This window comes from Geobacter psychrophilus (assembly GCF_056821595.1).
Window position 1 is genome coordinate 3,374,686 of record NZ_JBXDTU010000004.1, and the last position, 24,104, is coordinate 3,398,789.

The window sequence follows — 24,104 nt, forward strand, 5'->3', positions numbered from 1 at the left end:
GTATCCAATGACGCTGAAAGCCACAATGGAAGAACATACATTCTTTGTGCGGGCCGGCGGCCACAACCTGCGGGTCATGACCCTCAGTCCCGGCGGAACGGTCCAGGATGATGGGGCGACGCTGGTCTTTCTGCACGAGGGGTTGGGCAGTATCGGCCAGTGGCGCGATTTTCCCTCCCTGCTGGCGGATTCGACCGGGATGCGGGCGCTGATGTACGAGCGCTACGGATTCGGCGGCTCTGACCCGCTGCAGGAGCCGCGCGACGTCCGCTATCTGGAACGGGAGGCCCACGAGGTTCTGCCGGAACTGCTCTCGCTCTGCGGTGTGACGGCACTGATCCTGATCGGCCACAGCGACGGCGGCACGATCGCACTGCAGTATGCGGAGCGTTATCCGGAAGCTCCCCTGGGGGTGATCACGGAGGCGGCCCATGTCTTTGTCGAGGAGGTCACCATCGCAGGCATCCACGCGGCGGTCAAGGCTTTTGAAACAGGCGGCTTGCGGGAAAAACTGGCCCGTTTTCACGGTGACGGAACCGATGCCATGTTCCGCGGCTGGAGTGATACCTGGCTTCTGCCTGAATTTCGCGTGTGGAACATGGTTGACCGTCTGGACGATATCCGCTGTCCGGTTTTGGCGATCCAGGGTGAGCAGGACGAGTACGGCACGGCAGCCCAGCTGCAGGCCATCTGCGGCCGGGTATCCGGACCCGCTGAATGTCTGCTGCTGCCGGATTGCGGTCATATTCCCCACCACCAAGCCCGGGAGACAGTGCTGCGGGAGATGACGCGTTTTATCGGGCAATTGAAATGACCGGAAGCTATTAGGGAGAAATCACTATATGACAGTTCTCAAGAGTACCATCAAGAGCGGTTCCGAGGAATTCAGCCGCAATGCGGAGCTGATGACGACCCTGGTGGCAGATTTGCGGGAAAAGGTGGCACGCATCACCCTGGGGGGCGACGAAAAGGCCCGCACCAAGCATATCGAACGGGGCAAGCTGCTGCCGCGGGAGCGCATCCGCCAGCTGCTGGATGTGGGGTCGCCCTTTCTGGAACTGTCGCAGTTTGCCGCCTGGGGCATGTACGGCGCCGATATCCCGGCGGCCGGCATCATCACCGGCATCGGCCGGGTGCAGGGGCAGGAATGCATGCTTGTCGTCAATGATGCCACGGTCAAGGGGGGCACCTATTATCCCCTGACCGTCAAGAAACACCTGCGGGCCCAGGAGATTGCCCGCGAGAACAACCTGCCCTGCATCTACCTGGTGGATTCGGGCGGTGCCAATCTGCCGCAGCAGGACGAGGTTTTCCCGGATCGGGATCATTTCGGCCGGATCTTCTATAATCAGGCGACCCTGTCGGGGCAGGGCATCCCCCAGATCGCCGTGGTCATGGGTTCCTGCACGGCCGGCGGCGCCTACGTGCCGGCCATGTCGGACGAAAGCATCATCGTCAAAAACCAGGGCACGATCTTTCTGGCCGGACCGCCGCTGGTCAAGGCTGCCACCGGCGAGGTGGTCACGGCCGAGGATCTGGGCGGGGCCGATGTGCACTGCCGCACCTCCGGGGTGACGGATCACTACGCCGTGGATGACGCCCATGCCCTGGCGATCGCCCGGCGGATCGTCGGCAACCTGAACCGGGTCAAGCGGCCGGATTTAGCGCTGAAGCCGCCGTTGGAACCGCTCTTTGACCCGGCCGAGCTGTACGGCATCATCCCCACCGATACCCGCAAGCCCTATGATGTGCGCGAGGTCATTGCCCGGGTCGTGGATGGTTCGGAATTCGACGAGTTCAAGCAGCTGTACGGTACGACCCTGATCTGCGGTTTTGCCCATATCTGGGGCTACCCGGTCGGAATTGTGGCCAACAACGGCATCCTCTTTTCCGAGTCGGCCCTCAAGGGGGCCCATTTCATCGAACTATGCAGCCAGCGCGGCATTCCGCTGGTGTTCCTGCAGAATATTTCCGGTTTCATGGTCGGCAGCAAGTACGAGGCGGGCGGCATTGCCAAGGACGGCGCCAAGATGGTTACGGCGGTGGCCTGTGCGGCGGTACCGAAATTCACGGTCATCATCGGCGGCAGTTTCGGGGCCGGCAACTACGGCATGTGCGGCCGCGCCTACAGTCCCCGTTTTCTCTGGATGTGGCCCAATGCCCGCATTTCGGTCATGGGTGGGGAGCAGGCCGCCAGTGTGCTGGCGCAGGTCAAGCGGGACGGCATGGAGGCGCGCGGCGAGAGCTGGAGCGCGGAAGAGGAAAACGCCTTTAAAGCGCCCATTCGCGATCAATACGAATCACAGGGGCATCCCTACTATGCCAGCGCCCGCCTGTGGGACGACGGCATCATCGACCCGGCCGACACCCGCATGGTTCTGGGGCTGGGCATATCGGCCGCCATGAATGCGGCGCCGGAGAAAACCCGCTTCGGCATATTCAGAATGTAATACCAATTCCATATCAAGGCCCTATCTTCGTTGGCTCGTCTTCGGCTGCTCAACGTACTGCCATGTACGCCTCGCAGCCTCAATCCTCGCCGCCTTGATATCATCCTTGATCTGGAATTGGAAAAAAGGGGACAACATGGGAACATTTCAGCCGGCTGACCCGCACTTCGAGGAACGGGTGCGGTCCAGTTTTGAGAAACAGGGGATCATGGCAACGGTCGAGGCGCGTCTGAACAGGATTGTCCCGGGGGAGGTGGAGATCGAGTTCCCCTTTTCCCTGACATTGAGCCAGCATAACGGCTACATCCACGCCGGGGTGATGACGACGGTGGTGGACAGCGCTTGCGGATATGCCGCCTATACCCTGATGCCGGTCAATGCCGATGTGCTGTCGATCGAATACAAGATCAATTTCATGTCACCCGCCATCGGAGAAAGCTTCAAAGGGATTGGCAGGGTCGTCAAGGCGGGCCGCACCATCACGGTCTGCGCCGGAGAAGTGATTGCCGTGGCCAACGGGGTGGAAAAGGTGGTCGCAGTCATGCAGGCCACGATGATCACTGTCCAGTCAGAGACGAAATGAGGCAGCTATGAGCGAAGCGACTATCCTTACACAGATTGACGACCAGGGCATCGCCACCCTGACCATGAACCGGCCGGAGGTGCATAACGCCTTCGACGATCTCCTGATCACGGAGCTGACCGCAGCCTTGAAAAGCCTGGCAGCGAACGATCGTGTCCGGGTTGTGCTGCTGACCGGCAGCGGCCGGAGCTTTTCGGCCGGTGCGGACCTGAGCTGGATGCGGCGCATGGCGGACTACAGCTGGGATGAAAATCTGCGTGATGCCCTGGGGCTGGCTGCGCTGATGCAAACTATCAACGATCTGGCCAAGCCGACCATCGCCCTGGTGCAGGGTGCGGCCTACGGCGGCGGGGTAGGGCTGGTGGCCTGTTGCGACATGGCTGTCGCCACGGAGCGGGCCGCTTTCTGCCTGTCGGAGGTAAAACTCGGACTGATGCCGGCGGTCATCTCCCCCTATGTCGTCGCCGCCATCGGAGCGCGTGCCTGCCGGCGCTATTTTCTGACGGCGGAAGCGTTCGATGCTGCAGAGGCCTTGCGGCTCGGCCTGCTGCACGAAGTTGTAGCGGATGATGCGGCGCTCCGGTCACGAGGACAGGAACTCGCCACAATACTTCTGAAAAACGGACCCCAGGCCATGGCTGCAGCCAAGGATTTGATCGCGGCCATTGCCGGCCGCCCTCTGGCTGCGGGGCTGATTGCGGACACCGCCGGCCGGATCGCGGACCGGCGCGCTTCTGCCGAAGGGCGTGAAGGCTTGTCGGCTTTTCTCGAAAAACGTACCCCCGGGTGGGTCAGGCCGTAACCTGCCAGCCACCATCTGAATAAAAAGGACTCCAGCTATGTTCGATAAAATCCTGATTGCAAACCGCGGCGAGATCGCTTGCCGTGTTATCCGCACCGCACGCCAGATGGGTGTTCGCACCGTGGCGGTCTACTCCGATGCCGACGCCGCTGCCCTGCATGTCTCCCTGGCTGACGAGGCCTATCATATCGGACCGGCCCCGGCGCGGGAGAGCTATCTCCGTCCTGAGCTTATCCTGGATGTTGCCCGCAGAAGCGGCTGTCAGGCCGTCCATCCCGGTTATGGCTTCCTTTCGGAAAATGCCGAATTTGCCGAGGCCTGCCTGCAGGCCGGGATCGTCTTTATCGGTCCCCCCACAGCCGCTATTCGGGCCATGGGCTCGAAGAGCGCGGCCAAACGCATCATGGCGGATGCGGCTGTGCCGCTGGTTCCCGGTTATCACGGCGAGGATCAGGATGCGGCCCTGCTGCGCCGGGAGGCGGACAAGATCGGTTATCCGGTTCTGATCAAGGCCACCGCCGGCGGAGGCGGCAAGGGGATGCGGGTGGTGGCTGACCCGGCCTCGTTTGAGGATGCACTGGCGGCAGCCAAGCGGGAGGCCCTTTCCGGCTTTGGTGATGAGCGGGTGCTGCTGGAGCGGTACCTGACCCGGCCCCGCCATGTGGAGATCCAGGTCTTTGCCGATTCCCACGGCAATGCCGTTCATCTCTTCGAGCGTGACTGCTCCATCCAGCGCCGTCACCAGAAGGTGCTGGAGGAAGCACCGGCGCCGGGCATGGATGCAGTGCTGCGGGACAGGATGGGGGCAGCCGCGGTAGCCGCAGCCCGGGCCATCGGTTATGTGGGGGCGGGAACAGTGGAATTCCTGCTGGACGAGGATGGCTCCTTCTATTTCATGGAGATGAACACCCGTCTGCAGGTCGAGCATCCGGTCACGGAGATGATCACCGGCCAGGACCTGGTGCAGTGGCAGTTGAAAGTGGCCGCCGGCGAGCCGCTTCCCTGCAGTCAGGGGCAACTGGCCATCGGCGGGCATGCCATCGAGGCCCGCATCTATGCCGAAGATCCGTCCCGTGATTTCCTCCCCTCCATCGGCGACCTGCGGCACCTGCGCACACCGCGTGAGAGTGCCCATGTCAGGATCGACACCGGTGTGCGCCAGGGGGACAGTGTCAGCATCCATTATGATCCGATGATCGCCAAGCTGATTGTCTGGGATGCGACCCGTGCCGGGGCACTGCGCCGGCTGCGCGCTGCCCTGGCTGACTATCAGGTGGTGGGCGTGACCACCAATATCGAGTTTCTGGCGGCAGTGGCCGCCCATCCCGCCTTTGCCGCGGCAGAGCTGGACACCGGTTTCATCGAGCGTCACCATGCGGCCCTGTTTCCGGAATCGACGCAGGTCACCGACCGGGTGTTGGCACTGGCTACCCTGCATGTGCTCCTGCGCCGCTCCGGTGAAGCAGAAAAGGTGGCGGCCGCCTCCCATGACCGCTGGTCGCCCTGGCACCTGACCACCGGCTGGCAGATGAACGGTGACAACCACCATGTCCTGACCTTGCGTGATGGTGACTCTGCGGTCTGCGTAACGGCCCATTACCGCGCTGACGGTTATCTGCTGGAGCTTCCCGGCGGACAGCTGCAGGTGCGCGGCAAGCTGGATGAGGAGGGCCATCTGCTGGCCGACCTGGGAGGAGCGCGGGTCTCGGCCAGCGTGGTGTGCCACGGAAATGACCTGACGGTCATCACCGGCGGCAGCAGCCATCGTCTCACGCTGCATGATCCCTTGGCCCATGCCGGAGAGCAGGAGGAAGTCGGCGGGCGGCTGACCGCACCCATGCCGGGCAAGATCGTGGCGCTGCTGGTGCAGGCGGGGGCTGCGGTGGAACGGGGCGCCCCGCTGGTGATCATGGAGGCCATGAAGATGGAGCATACCATCACAGCTCCGCGGGACGGGGTGGTCTCGGAGATACATTACGCCGTGGGTGCTGTGGTCAATGAAGGCGCGGAACTGCTGGCCTTTGCCGCTGAAGTGGAGATTGCATGAGGCTTCCCAAATTCGTCAAAATTGTGGAGGTCGGTCCGCGGGACGGCCTGCAGAAAGAGCGGCTGATCGTACCGACCGATGTGAAGATCGAGCTGATCAACCGCCTGACCGCTTCGGGGCTTTCCGCCATAGAGGCCACCAGCTTCGTTTCACCGAAATGGATGCCGCAGATGGCGGACAGCGCCCAGGTGATGGCCGGCATTAGCCGCCGGCCCGGGGTCAGCTATCCGGTGCTGGTGCCGAATATCAAGGGCTTCGAGGCTGCTGTTGCAGCGGGCGCCACCGAGGTGGCCGTGTTCGGCGCAGCCTCCGAGACCTTCTCGCAGAAGAATATCAACTGCTCGATTGCCGAGAGCATGGAACGCTTTGCCACGGTGACCGCTGCGGCAGCAAAAGTGGGGGTACGGGTACGCGGTGCCGTCTCCTGCGCACTCGGCTGCCCGTATGAAGGCGAGGTTCCGCCCGCCGCGGTGGCATCCGTGGCTGCCAGGATGCTGGAACTCGGCTGTTATGAGATCTTCCTGGGCGATACCATCGGGGTCGGCACACCGGGCAAGGCCCAGGCCATGGTTGATGCAGTTGCCGACAAGGTGCCCCGTGAAAAGCTGGCGGTTCATTTCCATGATACCTATGGCCAGGCGCTGGCCAATATCCTGGCCGTTCTGGAGCGCGGCATTTCGGTGGTTGACAGTTCCGTGGCCGGATTGGGCGGTTGTCCGTACGCTCCGGGGGCCGCCGGCAATGTTGCCAGCGAGGATCTCCTGTATATGCTGAACGGCCTCGGTATCGAAACCGGTGTTGACCTTGACACCCTGATAAAAGCGGGTAATTATATCTCCGAAATTATGGGGCGCCCGTCAGGTTCCCGGGTCGCTCGCGCACGGTCCGCTGCCGCTGCTGCTGCCGTCACATGCTGATACGATTCGCACCAGATAACTATTCATGAACCAAGGAGGAATATCCCATGTCCCGACAGATTGATCTCACCGTAGGTGCACTGCTTGATGATATGGCCGTACGTTTTCCAGACAACGACGCCCTGGTGTATCCGGAGCGCAATCTGCGCTACAGCTATCGCCAGTTCAATGATGTCTGCCGCACGGTGGCCAAAGGACTGTTGAAGATGGGGGTGAAGAAGGGCGATAACCTCTCCATCTGGGCCTACAATGTGCCGGAATGGGTCATCCTGCAGTTCGCTACGGCAAAAATCGGTGCCATACTGGTCACGGTCAACACCAGCTACAAGTCAGCGGAGCTGGAATACATCCTCAACCAGTCGGACTCAAACGCGCTCTTCATGGTCAGTTCCTTCAAGGATACGGATTATGTCCAGACTGTCTATGATGTCGTCCCGGAGCTTAAAAACAGCACAACCGGCAGCCTGAGCAGTCCGAAACTGCCCCACCTGAAGAATGTGATCTTCATCGGTGATGACACCCCGGCCGGCATGCTCAACTTCAAGCGCATCCTGGAACTGGGGGCCGAGGTCAGCGATGCTGACCTGGCCGCAGTCGAAGCTACCCTGAACTGCCACGAAACCATCAACATGCAGTATACCTCCGGTACTACCGGCTTCCCCAAGGGGGTCATGCTGACCCATTACAATGTGGTCAACAACGGATACAATATCGGCGAGTGCATGAAGCTGACCGAAAAGGACCGTCTCTGCATCCCGGTGCCGTTCTTCCACTGCTTCGGCTGCGTGCTGGGTGTCATGGCCTGTGTGACCCATGCCACCACCATGGTGCCGGTGGAGATCTTCGATCCGCTCAATGTCCTGCAGACGATAGAAAAGGAAAAATGCACCGGTGTGCATGGCGTTCCGACCATGTTCATCGCCGAGCTGGAGCATCCCGACTTCAAGACGTTCGATCTGACATCCCTGCGCACCGGCATCATGGCCGGTTCCAACTGCCCGATCGAGGTCATGAAAAAGGTCATCAGCGAGATGCATGCCTCCGAGATCACCATCGCCTACGGCCAGACCGAATCCTCGCCGGTCATCACCCAGACCCGCACCGACGATGCCATCGAACTGCGTGTGGCTACGGTCGGACGTTCATTGCCGGACGTGGAGGTCAAGATCGTCGATATCGAAACCGGCGCAGCTCTGCCGCCCGGCAAACAGGGTGAACTCTGCACCCGCGGCTACCACGTCATGAAGGGCTACTACAAGATGCCGGATGAAACCGCCAAGGCGATCGATGCCGACAAGTGGCTGCATACCGGTGACCTGGCCATCATGGATGACCACGGCTACTGCAAGATCACCGGCCGCATCAAGAACATGATCATCCGCGGCGGCGAGAACATCTACCCCCGCGAGATTGAGGAGTTTCTGTATACCCACCCCAAGGTTTCGGATATCCAGGTTTACGGTGTGCCGGACCGCAAGTACGGCGAGCAGGTCATGGCCTCCATCATCCTCAAGAAGGGGCAGGAGATGACGGAAGACGAGGTGCGCGAGTTCTGTAACGGCAAGATTGCCAATTACAAGATCCCGAAATACGTCCGTTTTGTGGATTCCTACCCCATGACCGCCAGCGGCAAGATCCAGAAGTTCAAGATGCGGGATATGGCCATAAAAGAAATGCAGCTCGAAGACGCCGTACCGACCGCGTAGGGTGCGCCGCTTTTTCCCGATCTCCGCGTTGCCCTCGTCGGGAGTTGTGCGGCGTAGCGCTGCTACGCCTCCGCCCCCCTCCTCGGGACGCCTTGACCTCGGAAAAAATCGACGCACCCTCGACTTCACAGCGAGGGTTGCGATATGACCGAATACGATTACTGGCGGATCTTTCCGCGCATGCCCCGCAAGGTGACGATCGGAGACATAACGGTGCGGGATGGCTTCCAGCACGAGGAAAAATTCATCTCCACCGCCGCCAAGATTTATTACCTGGAAGAGCTGATCTTCGCCGGCTGCCGCGATATCGAGGTGACCAACCTGGGCAACCCGCACCTGATGCCCCAATTCCGGGATGCGGAGGAGCTGCTGGCACACCTGCGGGGTGACACGTTCCGCAAGCGCTGCGCCGGCCGGGGGATCAACTACGACGACATCTGCCTGACCGCCATCACCATCCGCGAGTCGGCCGTGGAGCGGGCCATCGAGTTGAAGAAAAAAGGCATCGGTCCGGACCGGCTGCTGATGATGGTTTCCACCGAGGAGCAGCATCACTATGCCAACTCCGGCTGTACGCTGCCCGAGTACTGGAAGGAATGCGAGCGGGCCATCAAGAAGTGCAACGATGCCGGCATGCGCATGTGCGGTACGGTCAGCACGATCTGGGGCAGCCCGATCGGCGGGGCGACAAACCTCGGGGACGCGGTCGAGTTTACCCGGCGCTGGCTGGAGATCGGGGCGGCCGACATCGAGCATGCCGATCACGACGGCAGCGCCTCGGCCCCCGATGTGTACCGCTATTTCTCCATGATCCTGGATGCGATCCCGAACAGCGACCTGCATATCGCCCATTTCCACGAGACCAAGCGGGTCGCCTCTGCATCGGTATTGGCCGCCCTGCAGGCTGGCATCACCCGCTTCGAGGCCACCCTGGGCGGTCTGGGCGGCCAGCCGGCCAACTTCCTGGACGACTGCCCCGTCAAGGGCACCGGCGAGTACTATTACAAGGATCCCCGCTATGTGGGTCTGGTGACGCTGGAAGACACCCTGGTCCAGATCGATGAAATGGGGATACAGCATGGCTGGGATCTGGACCGTCTGCTGGTGCTCGGCAAGCAGCTGGAAAAGACCATCGGCAGGAAGCTGCGCTCCGAAGCCATCATCAACGGCCGGACACAGAAGGAGGGGCATCCGCAATACGCCCGTCACGGTCTGGCTGCTGCAAAGCAAAAACTCGGTGAACAGCCGGGGCAGAATTTTCCGTCCCACTGGGCACCGCAGGCGGTGCTACCGGAAAAATACCGCGGTTAGTAAAATCCCATAAAAAGAAATTTAACCGCAGAGGACGCAGAGAAAACCACATAACAAGTAGATACACCAACAGAAATGAGTCCCAAAAAGGTAAGAATTTGTTTTTCAAGAACCCATTGTATTTCCTCTGCGATCCTCCGCGTACTCTGCGGTAAAATGTTTTTGCTGGTTTGAAATCGCTGCTGATTTGCAAACCCGACGGAGAATACCGCCATGCCCCCCTTGTGTCCCCCCCGTTTCAATGTCGTCCGTTGGTCCATCTATACAATCCTGATCCTGACCTACATGCTGGTGTTCTTCCACCGTATGGCCCCGGCGGTCATTTCGGCCGATCTGATGAAAGCCTTCAGTACCTCGGGTGCGCAACTCGGGTCCCTGGCGGCCATGTATTTCTACATCTATACCCTGATGCAGATTCCGGCCGGCGTGCTGGCCGATACCCTGGGTGCCCGTTTTACCGTGTCGGCCGGCAGCCTGGTGGCCGGGGCCGGCTCGATCATGTTCGGTCTGGCGGGTACCTTTGCCGGGGTTTCCACCGGGCGGGCGCTGGTCGGATTGGGGGTCTCGGTCGTTTTTGTCGGGCTCTTCAAAAGCAACAGCGTCTGGTTCAAGGAGCGCAATTACGGGATGATCAGCGGCTTAACCCTGCTGCTCGGCAATATCGGTGCCATCGCCTCGGCCGGCCCTCTGGCCGGTCTGCTGAAGACCTATTCCTGGCGCACGGTCTTTATTGTGCTGGGGTGTGTCACCATCGGACTGGCGCTGCTGACGGTGCTGATTGTCCGCAACCGTCCGGAAGATCTGGGGTTCCCCTCCCTGCGCGAGATGGAGGGCAAGGCGAGTCACCCGGCCAGCCAGCAGCACTGGTGGGATAGTCTCAAAAGTGTTGTCAGGACCGGGGCCACCTGGCCGGTACTGTGGGTCGATCTGGGCATGGTCGGGAGCATGCTGGCCTTTGTCGGTCTCTGGGCGATTCCGTATCTGCGGGATGTGCATGGCCTGGGTCGCTCGGCGGCAGCGGACTATACAACAACCGCGCTGGCCGGTTTTGCTGTCGGATCGATGCTGTTCGGCTGGCTGTCCGACCGCATCGGGCGGCGCAAGCCGATCATTGTTGCCGGCACCCTGATCTATACACTGGCCTGTCTCGGGCTGGCCTATGCCCCCTGGAGTCCCGGTCCGGCCGGTCTGGCCCTGTTCGGGCTGCTCGGTATCGGCTCTGGAGGCTTTATTGCGACCTTTGCCAGTGCCAAGGAGGTGGTGGCACCGGCCCTGTCCGGCATGGCTGTCGGACTGGTCAACACCGGCCTGTTTTTCGGGGCGGCCGTCATGCAGCCGCTGTTCGGCTGGGCCATGGATCTGGCCTGGGACGGCAAGACCGCCAACGGCCTGAGGGTCTACGCGGCCGGGGACTATCACTCCGGTTTTCTGTTCATGCTGGCCTTTGCCGTTATCGGGGTCTGCGGTGCGGCCAGGGTGCGGGAGACGCACTGCCGTAATATCACCATCTCAAATTAACCTACCGCTATGAAAAATCTAAAACCAACCCCCCTCAGTCCCCCCTTGTCAGGGGGGAAGATTAGAAGTCTCCCCTGACAAGGGGAGATTTAGAGGGGTTTGCTGGAGGTGCCGGATGGCAGATGTCTATGCCACCATCGCAGATGCGGAACATGAGGTGCAGGAACGTCTGGTCACAGTGCTGGAACGCCGGGCAGCCGATCGTCAGCAGCAGGAGATGCTGCGGACGTATCTGGCTGATATCGAACTGGAGGAGGGTGCTGCGGTGCTGGATGTGGGCTGCGGCACTGGGCCCGTCAGCCGCGAACTCGCACGTCGTCCCGGCATCGGCCGGGTGGTGGGGATAGATCCATCCCCGGTGTTTCTGGCTGCGGCCCGGAGACTCTCGGCCAGTCTTCCCAACCTGAGCTTCATGGAAGGTGACTGCCGAAACCTCCCCTGTCAAGACAACAGTTTCGACGCGCTGGTCTTCCACACGACCCTCAGCCATATACCCGGTCCGGCCGCGGCCCTGTCAGAGGCCTACCGGGTGCTGCGCCCCGGCGGTCTGCTGGCGGTATTTGACGGCAACTACACCACGACCAGTCTGGCCACCGGTGATTTCGATCCGTTGCAGGCCTGTGCCGATGCCGCCATGGCAGCCCTGGTGCACGACCGCTGGCTGATTCCCCGTCTGCCGGGGCTGGTCACTGACGCCGGATTCACCATCACCAGGCAGCGCAGTTTCGGTTTTGTCGAGACCACGACACCGGATTACATGCTGTCTATTGCGGATCGCGGGGCGGATGTGCTGGCTGCATCCGGCCGTATCGGCGAGGAACTGGCAGCAGCGCTCAAGGCAGAGGCCCGGAGTCGCGTTGCTGACGGGAAGTTTCATGGTGCGATTGCCTATACCAGCCTGGTGGCAAAAAAATAGCCCCGATCTCCTGCAAGCGGTTCTTGCACTGATTGGGGCTGGCTGTTCAACAACAAAACAAGCCCTGTCATCCCGGAAAGTTTCCGCAGAAGACAGGGCTTGTTTGTGTTCGTATGCAGTGCGCCTCAGTGCGCGATCGACTGCCGGAACTTGTTGATCTCCCTGATCAGTTCGGTGCGGTCGAAGTAGATCTCGTTGCGCCTGATCTTGCCCTGGTCGTCGAACTGCAGAAAACAGAGCGCCGTGCACTCGACAACCACCCGGTCGCCGACCGGGATGCGCGCCTGCAGCCGGTTCATGAAACCGCCTTCCAGGGGGATCGGCTCCAGCTGGGTCCAGACCCAGGTCGGATTATGCCCCAGCACCTTGGTGAAATAGACCGTCAGCTGATCCTTGCCCTTGATGCCGGCCGGGCGGCCCGGATCCAGGAAAAAAGCGTCATCGTTGTAGAACTCCAGCAGCTTTTCAGGCTTGTTTCCTGTCCAGCACGGCAGCCAACGGCTTGTGAATTCTCTCGCTTCTTCGGTTGTCATCATGGTGTGATGCTCCTTGATCAGGGGATTGGCGTTGTTGGAAATACTGCTAAGCGTGATTGCAGCGGAAACGTATTCAATTCTATACAGAGAACCGATGAAATCGTCAATCCATGTCTGTCTATTTGGCCCTGCGCAAACGATTATTAAGGGCCTGCCGGGTGATGCCAAGCATTCCGGCGGCCGTGCCCTGATTGTTTCTGGCGATTTCCAGTGCCCTGTTGATCAATACCGTCTCGGCCTGTTTCAGGGTGGGAAAGGTCGGGAATGAGATGCCATGTGGATGACCGTTGATTTCTCCGCTCTCCACTTCGTGAAAGGCCCTGGCAGGCTCCTGTTCCCGGGCGATGATGGTTTTGAGGAGCGTTGTGGAAAGCTTGGAGGTTGTCGTCCTGCTGACAAAGTCGTGGACGATCGATTGCAGTTCGCGGATATTTCCGGGGAACTCGTAGGTGGCAAGGAAATCGACCAGTTCCTTGCGGTAGGATAGTTTCCCTTTCCCCATGGCCTGTGCGGCCTGCCGGATAAAATGGTCCAACAGAAGCGGGATATCGCCTGTCCGTTTGCGCAGCGGCGGGATCGCGACCTGGTGGGTGCAGAGGCGGTAATAAAGATCCTTGCGAAACTTCCCCTCATTCATGCAGAGCCAAAGGTTTTTGTTGGTCGCCACAACCAGCCGTGCGCTGCTTTTGAGCGGGGTATCGGAGCCGAGCTGGTAGTATTCGTTTTCCTGCAGCAGTCGCAGCAGCTTTATTTGAGAAAGCTCGTTCAGGTCTCCTATCTCGTCCAGGAAGATGGTGCCATTGGCCGCCTTCATGATCAGGCCGTCGCGATCATTCAGTGCGCCGGTAAAGGCACCCCGCCGGTGTCCAAACAGGGTATCGGAGAACATCTGGTCGTCCAATCCGGCGATGTTGATACTGACAAAGCCCCCCGCACAACCGCTCAGTGTATGTACCGCCCGTGCCACCAACTCCTTGCCGACTCCGGTCTCACCGGAAATAAGCACCGGCTGCCTGGATTTTGCCACCACAGTGACATACCGCAGCAGCGTCAGCATTTCCCTGTCCCGGGTAATGATGGAAGGGAGGTGCGGCGCCTGGTCAGTGCTGTTCTCGTCGCCGGACTTGTCCAGCAGCATGATGTCCTCATTCAGGCTGCGCAGTTCCAGTGCCCTTTTGACACTGGCGATAAAGCGATTGATTGAAATCGGCTTGGTCAGATAGTCGACCGCTCCTGTTTTCATGCAGTCGATGGCAATGTCGATGTGGCTTTCGGCGGTCACAACGATTACCGGGATATGTGGTTTCAGCGCTGAAAACATCTCCAGCAGGTCCCTGCCATGCAGCTTGGGCATTCTCAGGTCGATCACGACCAGGGCTGCCTCCTCTGCTTTGAAATATTCCAGTGCCTGTTGGCTGTCGTCGTAGGTAATTACATTCTGGAATCCTTCGTGGCACAGGAACGACTTCAGTAGTGACAGGGCATCCACCTCATCGTCCACCAGCATTATGGGATAGGAACTGAAATCTTGAGGGTTCATGTCAGAGCTCCCTTTTGATGTTATTTATTCAGGAACTGAAAACGATGGCATACTGCATAAACTAGATATATTTAATTTTGGCAATGATCAAGCTGATTCAGGTCGTTGAACTCATAGAGCAACAATTATTGCATGTCTCACGCAATATTGCATCAGGTCATAGCCAATTGCTGCCGGATTAGAATCCACCCCTTTCCATTAACGACGTTCTAATTATTCAACAGTTGCAAATCCGCTTGATAATCTTATAGTTGGAAAATATATAAGGGCTAAGTCTCGCGCTGGAGGAGCTCTAAATGGATAATATGCCATGACCCCGATAATCAGTCGTTTCAAGCGCTATGGCGCGTCCGTATTATTAATTGCCGCGGCTTTTCTGCTGCGCATTGTCATCGAAGAGCTGGTAGGTTCCGGTCTTCCGGTCTACATCACATTCTACCCCGCCATCATGTTCATAGCGCTTGCCGCGGGTCTGGGGCCTGGCCTGCTGGCCACTGCCACATCAGCGATACTGGTTGACTACTTCATTATTTCACCACGAGAATTCGGTAATTGGAATCATGGAGAGGCCGCAAACCTGATCCTCTTTACCGGCATGGGTATCTTTCTGAGCCTGGTCGCGCGTCGCTATCGCCAGGCTCAGGATCAACTGGAGAGCAAGGTTGAAGAACGTACCGAGAAGTTGAGACTCGCCAAGGACGAATGGGAGCGCACCTTCGACAGTATTCCGGACCTGATTTCCATCATTGACAGTCAGTACCGTATCACACGTGTTAACAAGGCCATGGCTGACCGTCTTGGAAAGACTCCGCAGCAATGCGTCGGTCAGACCTGTTACTCGATGATCCATGGTTGCAGCAGCACCCCCGGGTACTGCCCTCATACCATGTCCATGACTGACCACAGCGGGCACGAGAACGAGGTCTGCGAACCTGTACTCGGCGGTCATTTTCTTGTCACCACAACTCCGTTATTCACCCAACAGGGTGATGTCTACGCCACGGTCCATGTGGCCAGAGAAATTACGAAGCTGAAGCAGACCGAAAAGGCTCTGAGCGACAAAGAAGAACGGCTGCAGCTTTTTATCGAACACGCCCCGGCGGCCCTGGCCATGTTCGACCGGGAGATGCGCTACATTAAAGTCAGCCGCCGCTGGCGCAGTGACTATGGACTGGGAGATCGTGATGTAACCGGCGCATGTCACTACGATGTGTTTCCTGAGATATCCGAACAATGGAAAGAGGCCCATCGCCGCGCACTGGCGGGTGAAGTGCTGAGTGCGGAAGCCGACCGATTCGACCGGGCCGACGGCTCGGTTCAATGGGTGCGCTGGGAAATCCGGCCTTGGTACGATTCAGAAGGGAATGCCGGGGGGATCGTGATCTTCTCTGAAGACGTCAGCGAGCGTAAGCAAATTGATGATGTCTTACGGTTTCTTGGGCAGTGTGGTGTCAGCGGTTCAGGAGAAGGGTTTTTTCAGGAACTGGCGCGCTACCTGGCGCGGTCTCTCAACATGGACTTCGTCTGCATCGATCTGCTGGATGAGGACCGGTTATCCGCCCGGACACTGGCCGTATTCCACAACGGCCAATTCGAGGACAACGTCTCCTATACCTTGCAGGACACCCCCTGTGGTGATGTCGTGGGCAAGAGCATCTGTTGCTTCCCGCGGAATGTGCGGGGGCTGTTTCCCAAAGACGAGGTGCTTCAAGACCTGCAGGCGGAGAGTTACCTCGGCACAACGCTCTGGAGTTCGCAGGGAAAACCGATTGGCCTGATCGCGATCATCGGGCGGCAGCCGCTTGCGGATACTCGGCTGGCGGAATCGATTCTGCAAGTGGTGGCGGTGCGTGCGGCGGGTGAGTTGGAGCGCCAACAGGCCGAGGAATTGCTGCGCCTTGCCCATGACAATCTGGAAATGCGCGTCGCGGAAAGGACGGAGCAGCTGGCGGAGACCGTGGAGACCCTGCTTGATGAAGTTTCCAACCGGGTCGTGGCGGAAAAAAGCCTCCTGCGTCTCAATAGACTCTACACCGTGCTGAGTGAGACCAATCAGGCCATATTCCGTGCCAGCGATCGCGATGCCATGTTCTGCGATATTTGCCGCATAGCCGTGGAAGACGGCGGCTTCCTCCTCTCCTGGTTGGGGTTGCTTGACGAGGATAGCGGACAGATCAGGATGGTGGCATCACACGGGGCAACCAGCTATCTGGATGACATCCTGATCACGAGCATGGAGGAGCCTGCAGGTCTTGGGCCGACCGGGATCTCAGTGCGGGAAGGCACCTATTATGTATGTAACGACTTCCAGAACGATCCCTGCACACAACCCTGGCACGAACGGGGCAAGGCTCACGGCATTCAGGCCTCGGCGTCCATCGCTCTGAAGGAGGAGGGGCGGGTGGTTGGCGCCCTGACCCTGTACGCGGGAGAAAAGGACTTTTTCGACCATCAGCATGTGACACTGCTCCGGCAGATGGGAGAGGACGTTTCCTTTGCCCTCGATTACCTGTCGCGTGAAGCGCGCCGCCAGAAGGCGGAACGGGACCTGCGGGAGGAAACCCTGGAGCGTCTGCGCTCCGTGGAAGCATTGCGTGAGAAGGAACAGATGCTCCTGCAGCAGAACCGCCAGGCTGCCATGGGTGAGATGATCGGAAATATTGCCCATCAATGGCGTCAACCTTTGAACACCCTGGGGCTTTTTACCCAGAGACTGGGGTTCTTCTATGGTTCCCCCAGTTTCAACAAGGAATTCCTGGACACATCGGTCGCCAAGTCCATGGAAATCATCCAGTATATGTCACGTACCATCGATGATTTCAGGTCCTTTTTCTCCATAGAGCGGGAGAAATCGGAATTCAGTATCAATGAAGCGGTAAACAAGGCGCTGTCACTTGTGGAAGCCGGCTTCAAGGAGCGCAGAATCATCATCGATCGGGAGGAAAGCGGGGAGGTCATGATTCACGGTTTTGCCAACGAATATGCCCAGGTCCTGCTGAATATATTCAGTAATGCCAGGGACGTGATGAATGAACGCTCAATCGAGTCTCCCCGGATAAACATCACCATCGGAGTTGAAAACGGGGTGTCAGTGCTGACCATCTCGGACAATGGCGGCGGCATTGCCGAGGATATTATCGACAAGATATTCGACCCCTATTTCACGACCAAAGGACCGCAGCTGGGGACAGGCGTCGGCCTGTTCATGTCAAAGTCCATCATAGAAAACAACATGGGGGGCAGACTTTCGGTACGCAATACCGAAGTGGGGGCCGAGTTCCGGATTGAGGTCTGATGTGAGCCTGCAGAAACCATTATCGATCCTGCTGGTAGAAGATGATGAAACCTCACGGGAGATCATCTGCTCCATGCTGGAGATGGGATACCCCCAAGCACAGATCTATAGCGCCGGCGACGGAAATGCCGGCCTTGACAGTATCCGTACGTATCTGCCGGAGATTGTTATCACCGACATCAGCATGCCTGAACTGGATGGAGTCCGGATGCTGGAAAACATATCAGCGATCAATCCGGCTGTCAGGGTAATCGTTATAACTGCGCACAGCGACAGGCAAACAATCCAACGGATCAATTCAACAGGGTTCGATTTCGAACTTGTTCCCAAGCCAATCGACTTCGAGACCCTGTTTGCATCGATCAACCGCTGTATCGCATCACTGCCATGAGTTTATAAAACAGCAACAATTGTGACACCGCGCAACAAATGTCTTGGTATTGATCTTCGCCAGACATCCCGCCTTTTCTCTGATTCCACCCTGAATATCTGCAATTTATGTTGCAGCTCCCGTTAGTCGTGTAGCAGTGAATACGGTCGTAACTATCCAATATTTCACACTAGTTTGGTTGAGGCGAATTGGTTCGTTTTCTGCTTTGCATTCCTTTGTATGCGACATTATCACAAGCGATCAAAGGAACCACCATGAGCGATATGACCGAAATGATGACAAAGCAGATGTTTCTGGAAGTATGCATGGATATCGAAGGGCTTTGTGCGGGGTTGTACCATTATTACAGCGAGATATATGAAGATATTCCTGAAGCGGCCAGACTCTGGAAGAAAACGGCCCTGGAGGAAGAAAATCACCTGAGACAGTTCGGACTGGCGTTGCGACTGATAAACGAAACAAAATTCGAAGTCTTGAAGGACAGCCTGAAACGGGCATATTCAACCCAGAACAAACTCCAGAAACTCATTGATCACATTAAAAGCAACAAGCCTGATCTGATGACTGCCGTTTCAAAAGCGGTCGAGATGGAAGAAACAATTGCCGATCTTCACGCCCACAGCGCACTCATTTTCAAAGAGGAGTCCATTCAGAAACTGTTCAAATCACTGAGCGAAGCCGACCATGACCATGTGGCCGACCTGCAGCGCTTCCGGACAATCCTTTCCCTGCCGCTCTGCGACATGGCAGGGTAAGAACTGCTGCCTGGAAAAAGCACATCGTTTCCGTGAATTTCGGAAAGCAGGTAACGTACAATATAGCCATGATGGAGAGACGCCCTATGATCACACAACCGATAAAAAGCCTGTTAGAAAATACCTCGTACGTGTTTGTCGCGACGGCAGATTTGTGCGGTCGACCCCACATGGCCATCGGGGAGCAGGTTACCATTTCAGGCGATTCCGTGCTGATCTTTGAAAACTGGTTTTGTCCGGTAACACTGCAGAATATCGCCTGCAACACCCAGGTGTCGGTTGTGGCAGTAGTGCCGGACACGGGAAAGGGCTACCAGTTGCTCGGATCGGTCATCCGGAGCGCGGATGTGGCCATCCTCAATGGCTATGATCTCTCCGTCACGATGCCTGATGTACCCCAGGTCTTGACACGGTTTACCGTCAAGGTCGACAAGGTACTGGAATTCACCAGCGGGATTCATACAGACATGCCGATCGTTGTATAACGCACCAGTATTGGTTGCAGAAATTTCACCAGATGAAAGGAGACATACCAATGACGTATGCTGCCAAGGATTTTACAAAGCTGCTGGATATGAAGGACTTTAGCGAAACCCTGCTGCAAAATCACTTTACGCTGTATCAGGGCTATGTCACCAACACCAACAAGCTGCTGGAGTCACTGGAATCCCTGCTCAAGGCCGGCAATGCCGCCCGCCCCGAATTCGCAGAGATGAAGCGGCGGCTGGGATGGGAGTTCAACGGCATGCGCCTGCATGAACTGTATTTCGGCAATTTGGGTGGATCCGGGACACTTGATCCGGGTGGCACGCTTTCAAAACAGCTGACAGCCTCCTTCGGCAGCAAAGAAGAATGGGAAAGCGACTTCAGGGCTACCGGGGCAATGCGCGGTATCGGCTGGGCCGGGTTGTACCAGGACACGACCAATGGCAGTCTGATGAATTTCTGGATCAACGAGCATGATGTTGGCCACCCGGCCGGATGTACGCCGCTCCTGATCATGGATGTGTTCGAACATGCCTTTATGCTGGATTACGGACTGAAACGGGCTGTGTACATCGACGCATTCTTTGCCAACATCGATTGGAAATCAGTAGAGTCGAGACTCCTCTGACCTTGCTTGAAGCGGCTGTCACCAGCCGGTTAAAGGTAATGACTATATGTTCAGCAGTGTTGCTGCAGTTCCGTAGCCTGATAGATTCAAAATAAACGGAGGAGATCCATGAAAGTTTTTATGAGAGCAAGTGCGATAGCCTGTTTGTCGATTTTCGGCATGACAGCCGGATTACTGGTAACTCCGGAAGCCGGTGCCGCCGCCATGCAAGGAGAAGTCGGATTCAAGGAATACTGTGCTGCATGCCACGCCGACGGCGGCAACATAATAAAGGCCGACAAGACCCTGTTCCGCAAGGACCGCGAGAAACACGGCATCAAGACCGCCAAGGACATAGTACGTACCATGCGCAAACCAGGCGAAGGGATGACTACATTCGACAAGAAAACGATATCCGATAAAGAGGCAAAGGCCATTGCCGACTACATTGTAAAGACATTCAAGTAAGGTCACGATCTCACCTGTCTTTGCTCAAGGACCTCCTCCGGTAGGCCCGTTTTGGATCCACTGGGAGCAGTGACTACTTCATTCCGCAACAATCGAGAGGAGAAACTCATGAACAGGCGGACCTTTCTTGCAACAACACTGATCGGCTCGGTTGCAGCCGGTATCAACAGCGCAGCTTCGGCAGCCGAGCGTTATTTTCCGCTCAAGGTGGATCCGTCGCTCTTCGACTCGATCAACCGGGTCAAAGTTCCAGGCAAAAAATCCCCCCTGGAAATGTCGCACGCTCCAGTCATCTCGGCACCGAAATCTGTTAAGGCCGGAGAGCTTTTCACTGTAGAGGTCTCTGTCGGCGAAAAAGTCCACGATATGGGTTCCGCACACTGGATCGAGTATATCGAGCTGGCTATCGGAAACGAACCGGCCGGCAGGGTGGAATTCCAGCCTAGAGGGTTCATGAAACCCAAAGCCAGCTTCACTATTGCCCTCCTCAGGGAGATCGCACCGAACGGAGTCGTTACCCTGGTTGCATTCCAGCGCTGCAACCTGCACGGATTATGGGAATCCACTCTGGATGTCATGGTTAGTTGACGCATTGAACCCGATCATGATCCGGTGCATTCCTGTAATCGTCTGTATGGAATAATGACAGATTTCGAGTAAGCGGTCATTTCGTTGCAGGCTGAATTTGATCGATTTCACGCAGAAATGGAGGTGTGGAATGCAAGTGACCCGAAGAACGTTTTTCAAGGTTTGTGCTTCCGGACTGGGAAGTTCCAGTGTTGCCATGCTCGGCTTTTCGCCGGGCGAGGCGCTGGCGGAGGTGCGCGAGTTCAAGCTGACCCGCAGTAGCGAAACCCGCAACACCTGCCCCTACTGTTCGGTGAGCTGCGGATTGATCATGCATAGCCTGGGGGACAGGGCAAAAAATGCCGAGTCGTCCATCTTTCACATCGAAGGGGACCCGGACCATCCGGTGAACCGTGGCACCCTCTGCCCGAAGGGCGCCGCTCTGGTGGACTTCATCCACAGCCCCAACCGGCTCAAGTATCCGGAATACCGCGCCCCCGGCTCCAAGGAATGGAAGCGCATATCCTGGAATGAAGCGTTTACGCGGGTAGCCCGGCTGATGAAGGATGACCGGGACAAGAACTTCGTTGCCAAAAACACCGCCGGCGCCACGGTCAACCGCTGGCTGACCACCGGTTTCCTGGCGGCCTCCGCCTCCAGCAACGAATCGGGTTACATTACCCACAAGGCACTTCGCAGCACCGGCATTCTGGCATTCGACAACCAGGCCCGGGTCTGACACGGGCCAACGGTGGCCAGTTTGGCCCCCACATTCGGTCGCGGTGCGATGACCAACCACTGGGTGGACATCAAGAATGCCAACGTCATCATCGTCATGGGTGGCAACGCCGCCGAGGCACACCCCTGCGGCTTCAAATGGGTAACCGAGGCCAAGGCCAACAACCATGCCACCTTCATCGTAGTGGATCCCCGCTTCACCCGCTCGGCAGCCGTTGCGGACCTGTATGCGCCGCTGCGCACCGGCACGGACATCGCCTTCCTGGGCGGGGTCATCAACTACCTGCTCTCCCGTGACAAGATCCAGCACGGATACGTCAAGGCCTACACCAACGCTCCCTTCATCGTAGCAGAAGGGTACAAATTCGATGACGGCTTGTTCTCGGGTTACGACGGAGCGGCGCGAAAATACGACAAAACCACCTGGGCCTATGAAATGGGTCCGGACGGCTTTGCCAAGATAGACGAGACCCTGCAGCATCCCCGCAGCGTGCTGCAACTTTTAAAAACTCACTATTCCCGCTATACGCCGGAAATGGTGAGCAGTATCTGCGGCACACCGAAAGATATCTTCCTCAAGGTGTGTGAGCACATCGCCACCACCTCGGCACCCGACCGCACCCTGACCTTCATGTACGCCCTGGGCTGGACCCAGCATTCGGTGGGATCGCAGATGATCCGTACCGCAGCCATGCTTCAGCTGCTGTTGGGCAACATGGGCATGGCCGGGGGCGGGATGAACGCCCTGCGGGGTCATTCCAACATCCAGGGACTGACCGACCTGGGTCTGTTGTCCGACCTCCTGCCGGGCTACCTCACCATGCCCAGGGAACAGGAGACCGACTACCATGGCTACATCGACAAGCGGGCCCTCAAGCCGTTGCGCCCCGGCCAGATGTCCTACTGGCAGAACTATGCCAAGTTCCACGTCAGCCTGATGAAAAGCTGGTTCGGCGATGCCGCCACCAAGGACAACAACTGGTGCTTCGACTGGCTGCCCAAGCTGGACAAGGTGTACGACGTGCTTCAGGTGTTCGAGCTGATGCACCAGGGCAAGCTGAACGGTTATTTCTGCCAGGGATTCAACCCCCTGGCCGCCTTCCCCAATAAGGCCAAGATCGGCGAGGCCCTGGCCAAGCTGAAATACCTCGTGGTGATCGACCCATTGGCCACGGAAACCTCCTGCTTCTGGGAGAACCACGGTGAACACAACGACGTTGACCCTACAAAGATCCAGACCGAGGTGATCCGTCTCCCCTCGACCTGTTTTGCCGAGGAACATGGGTCACTGACCAACTCGGGCCGCTGGCTGCAATGGCACTTCAAGGGCGCCGAGCCTCCGGGCGAAGCCAAGCCGGACGCCGACATCATCGCCGGCATCTTCCTCAAACTGCGGGAGCTGTACCGCACGGAGGGGGGCGCCTTTCCCGACCCGATCCTGAACCTCACCTGGAGCTACCGAATCCCCCAGGCCCCGTCGGCAGAGGAACTGGCGAGGGAGTTCAACGGCAAGGCCCTGGCCGACCTGACCGACCCCAAGGACCCGACCAGGGTCGTGCTGACAAAAGGGCAGCAGCTGGACGGCTTCGCCCAGCTCAGGGACGACGGCAGCACGGCCTGCGGCTGCTGGATCTATTCGGGGGCCTGGACAGAGAAGGGCAATATGATGGCGCGGCGGGATAATTCCGACCCCTCGGGACTGGGCAACACCCTCAACTGGGCCTTTGCCTGGCCGGCCAACCGGCGCGTTCTGTACAACCGCGCCTCCTGCGACCCGGAAGGCCGCCCCTGGGATCCGAAGCGCAAGCTGGTCGGCTGGGACGGCAGCAAATGGAGCGGCGCCGACATACCCGACTTCAAGCCGGATGCGGCCCCCGGCGACCCCATGAGCCCTTTTATCATGCTGCCGGAAGGGGTCGGCAGGTTGTTTGCCCTGGACAAGATGGCGGAAGGGCCCTTCCCCGAGCATTACGAGCCGTTCGAAACGCCCATCGATACCAACCCGCTGCATCCCAAGGTGATCAGCAATCCGGCGGCGCGCGTCTTCAAGGGCGACATGGAGGCCTTCGGCAAGGGCAAGGAGTATCCCTACGCCGCCACCACCTATCGCCTGACAGAACACTTCCATTTCTGGACCAAGCACACCAATCTGCTGTCCATCATGCAGCCGGAGCAGTTCGTGGAAATCAGCGAGGAGTTGGCCAGGGAGAAGGGCATCAAGGCCGGCGATCGGGTCAAGGTCTGGTCCAGCCGTGGTTTCATCAAGGCGGTGGCGGTGGTGACCAGGCGTATCAGGCCGCTCCTGGTGGGCGGCAGGACCGTCCACCATGTGGGCATCCCGCTCCACTGGGGCTTCAAGGGCCTTGCCAGGAGTGGCTACCTGGCCAACATCCTGACCCCCTTCGTGGGCGATGCCAACACCCAGACCCCGGAGTTCAAGTCGTTCCTCGTCAACATCGAGAAGGCCTAGG

The 24,104-nt window shown here is 58.3% G+C and carries 20 protein-coding genes; 18 read left to right on the forward strand and 2 right to left on the reverse strand.

Annotated elements, in window-relative coordinates; genetic code table 11:
- Positions 1 to 7 precede the first annotated feature (7 nt).
- From ACOCF6_RS18220 to ACOCF6_RS18265, 10 genes are all read left to right on the forward strand, one after another.
- Positions 8 to 814 carry an alpha/beta fold hydrolase gene (locus ACOCF6_RS18220; protein ID WP_482461744.1) on the forward strand — a complete coding sequence of 269 codons (807 nt, stop codon included), beginning with the start codon at positions 8 to 10 and terminating at the stop codon, positions 812 to 814.
- A gap of 28 nt (positions 815 to 842) precedes the next feature.
- Entirely contained in the window at positions 843 to 2,450 is a 1,608-nt protein-coding gene (locus tag ACOCF6_RS18225) for a carboxyl transferase domain-containing protein (RefSeq protein ID WP_482461745.1), read from the forward strand.
- A gap of 136 nt (positions 2,451 to 2,586) precedes the next feature.
- Positions 2,587 to 3,033 (forward strand): PaaI family thioesterase, encoded by a 447-nt coding sequence (locus tag ACOCF6_RS18230; RefSeq protein WP_482461746.1) that lies wholly within the window; start codon positions 2,587 to 2,589, stop codon positions 3,031 to 3,033.
- A 7-nt stretch (positions 3,034 to 3,040) separates the two neighbouring features.
- On the forward strand, positions 3,041 to 3,835 hold the full coding sequence (locus tag ACOCF6_RS18235; RefSeq protein WP_482461747.1) for an enoyl-CoA hydratase/isomerase family protein: 795 nt from the start codon (positions 3,041 to 3,043) through the stop codon (positions 3,833 to 3,835).
- A 37-nt stretch (positions 3,836 to 3,872) separates the two neighbouring features.
- A complete protein-coding gene (locus ACOCF6_RS18240) occupies positions 3,873 to 5,882 on the forward strand; it encodes an acetyl/propionyl/methylcrotonyl-CoA carboxylase subunit alpha (protein ID WP_482461748.1) in 2,010 nt (669 codons plus the stop codon).
- Positions 5,879 to 6,799 (forward strand): hydroxymethylglutaryl-CoA lyase, encoded by a 921-nt coding sequence (locus ACOCF6_RS18245; RefSeq protein ID WP_482461749.1) that lies wholly within the window; start codon positions 5,879 to 5,881, stop codon positions 6,797 to 6,799. The genes ACOCF6_RS18240 and ACOCF6_RS18245 overlap by 4 nt, the downstream gene beginning before the upstream one ends.
- A gap of 47 nt (positions 6,800 to 6,846) precedes the next feature.
- A complete protein-coding gene (locus ACOCF6_RS18250; protein WP_482461750.1) occupies positions 6,847 to 8,505 on the forward strand; it encodes an AMP-binding protein in 1,659 nt (552 codons plus the stop codon).
- Between the two features lie 144 nt (positions 8,506 to 8,649).
- Complete coding sequence (locus tag ACOCF6_RS18255) at positions 8,650 to 9,816, forward strand: beta/alpha barrel domain-containing protein (RefSeq protein WP_482461751.1); 1,167 nt, start codon at positions 8,650 to 8,652, stop codon at positions 9,814 to 9,816.
- Positions 9,817 to 10,029: 213 nt separating this feature from the next.
- Positions 10,030 to 11,334, forward strand: coding sequence for an MFS transporter (locus ACOCF6_RS18260; RefSeq protein WP_482461752.1), 1,305 nt, complete (start codon positions 10,030 to 10,032; stop codon positions 11,332 to 11,334).
- A 115-nt stretch (positions 11,335 to 11,449) separates the two neighbouring features.
- A complete protein-coding gene (locus ACOCF6_RS18265; RefSeq protein WP_482461753.1) occupies positions 11,450 to 12,250 on the forward strand; it encodes a class I SAM-dependent methyltransferase in 801 nt (266 codons plus the stop codon).
- Between the two features lie 125 nt (positions 12,251 to 12,375).
- On the opposite strand, the gene ACOCF6_RS18270 is transcribed toward ACOCF6_RS18265, so the two are convergent.
- Together ACOCF6_RS18270 and ACOCF6_RS18275 are read right to left on the reverse strand one after the other, a co-directional pair.
- Positions 12,376 to 12,786: a nuclear transport factor 2 family protein gene (locus tag ACOCF6_RS18270; RefSeq protein WP_482461754.1), complete on the reverse strand. Its 411-nt coding sequence runs from the start codon at positions 12,784 to 12,786 to the stop codon at positions 12,376 to 12,378.
- Positions 12,787 to 12,904: 118 nt separating this feature from the next.
- The gene (locus ACOCF6_RS18275; protein ID WP_482461755.1) at positions 12,905 to 14,326 is read right to left on the reverse strand and encodes a sigma-54-dependent transcriptional regulator; all 1,422 of its coding nucleotides are present in this window, start codon (positions 14,324 to 14,326) and stop codon (positions 12,905 to 12,907) included.
- Positions 14,327 to 14,636: 310 nt separating this feature from the next.
- Here ACOCF6_RS18275 and ACOCF6_RS18280 point away from each other — a divergent pair, with 310 nt between their 5' ends.
- The 8 genes from ACOCF6_RS18280 (at position 14,637) to fdnG (ending at position 24,103) form a co-directional block, all read left to right on the forward strand.
- Positions 14,637 to 17,621 carry a PAS domain-containing protein gene (locus tag ACOCF6_RS18280; protein ID WP_482461756.1) on the forward strand — a complete coding sequence of 995 codons (2,985 nt, stop codon included), beginning with the start codon at positions 14,637 to 14,639 and terminating at the stop codon, positions 17,619 to 17,621.
- A 1-nt stretch (position 17,622) separates the two neighbouring features.
- Positions 17,623 to 18,012, forward strand: a complete 390-nt coding sequence (locus ACOCF6_RS18285; RefSeq protein WP_482461757.1) for a response regulator — start codon at positions 17,623 to 17,625, stop codon at positions 18,010 to 18,012.
- A 254-nt stretch (positions 18,013 to 18,266) separates the two neighbouring features.
- Complete coding sequence (locus ACOCF6_RS18290) at positions 18,267 to 18,767, forward strand: ferritin family protein (RefSeq protein WP_482461758.1); 501 nt, start codon at positions 18,267 to 18,269, stop codon at positions 18,765 to 18,767.
- Between the two features lie 86 nt (positions 18,768 to 18,853).
- The gene (locus ACOCF6_RS18295) at positions 18,854 to 19,252 is read left to right on the forward strand and encodes a pyridoxamine 5'-phosphate oxidase family protein (RefSeq protein WP_482461759.1); all 399 of its coding nucleotides are present in this window, start codon (positions 18,854 to 18,856) and stop codon (positions 19,250 to 19,252) included.
- Positions 19,253 to 19,302: 50 nt separating this feature from the next.
- Positions 19,303 to 19,881 carry a superoxide dismutase gene (locus tag ACOCF6_RS18300; RefSeq protein WP_482461760.1) on the forward strand — a complete coding sequence of 193 codons (579 nt, stop codon included), beginning with the start codon at positions 19,303 to 19,305 and terminating at the stop codon, positions 19,879 to 19,881.
- A 108-nt stretch (positions 19,882 to 19,989) separates the two neighbouring features.
- Entirely contained in the window at positions 19,990 to 20,328 is a 339-nt protein-coding gene (locus ACOCF6_RS18305) for a c-type cytochrome (protein WP_482461761.1), read from the forward strand.
- 108 nt (positions 20,329 to 20,436) lie between these two features.
- Positions 20,437 to 20,916, forward strand: a complete 480-nt coding sequence (locus ACOCF6_RS18310; RefSeq protein WP_482461762.1) for a class II SORL domain-containing protein — start codon at positions 20,437 to 20,439, stop codon at positions 20,914 to 20,916.
- Positions 20,917 to 21,112: 196 nt separating this feature from the next.
- On the forward strand, positions 21,113 to 24,103 hold the full coding sequence (gene fdnG, locus ACOCF6_RS18315; RefSeq protein ID WP_482463399.1) for a formate dehydrogenase-N subunit alpha: 2,991 nt from the start codon (positions 21,113 to 21,115) through the stop codon (positions 24,101 to 24,103).
- The last annotated feature ends 1 nt before the right edge of the window (position 24,104 follow it).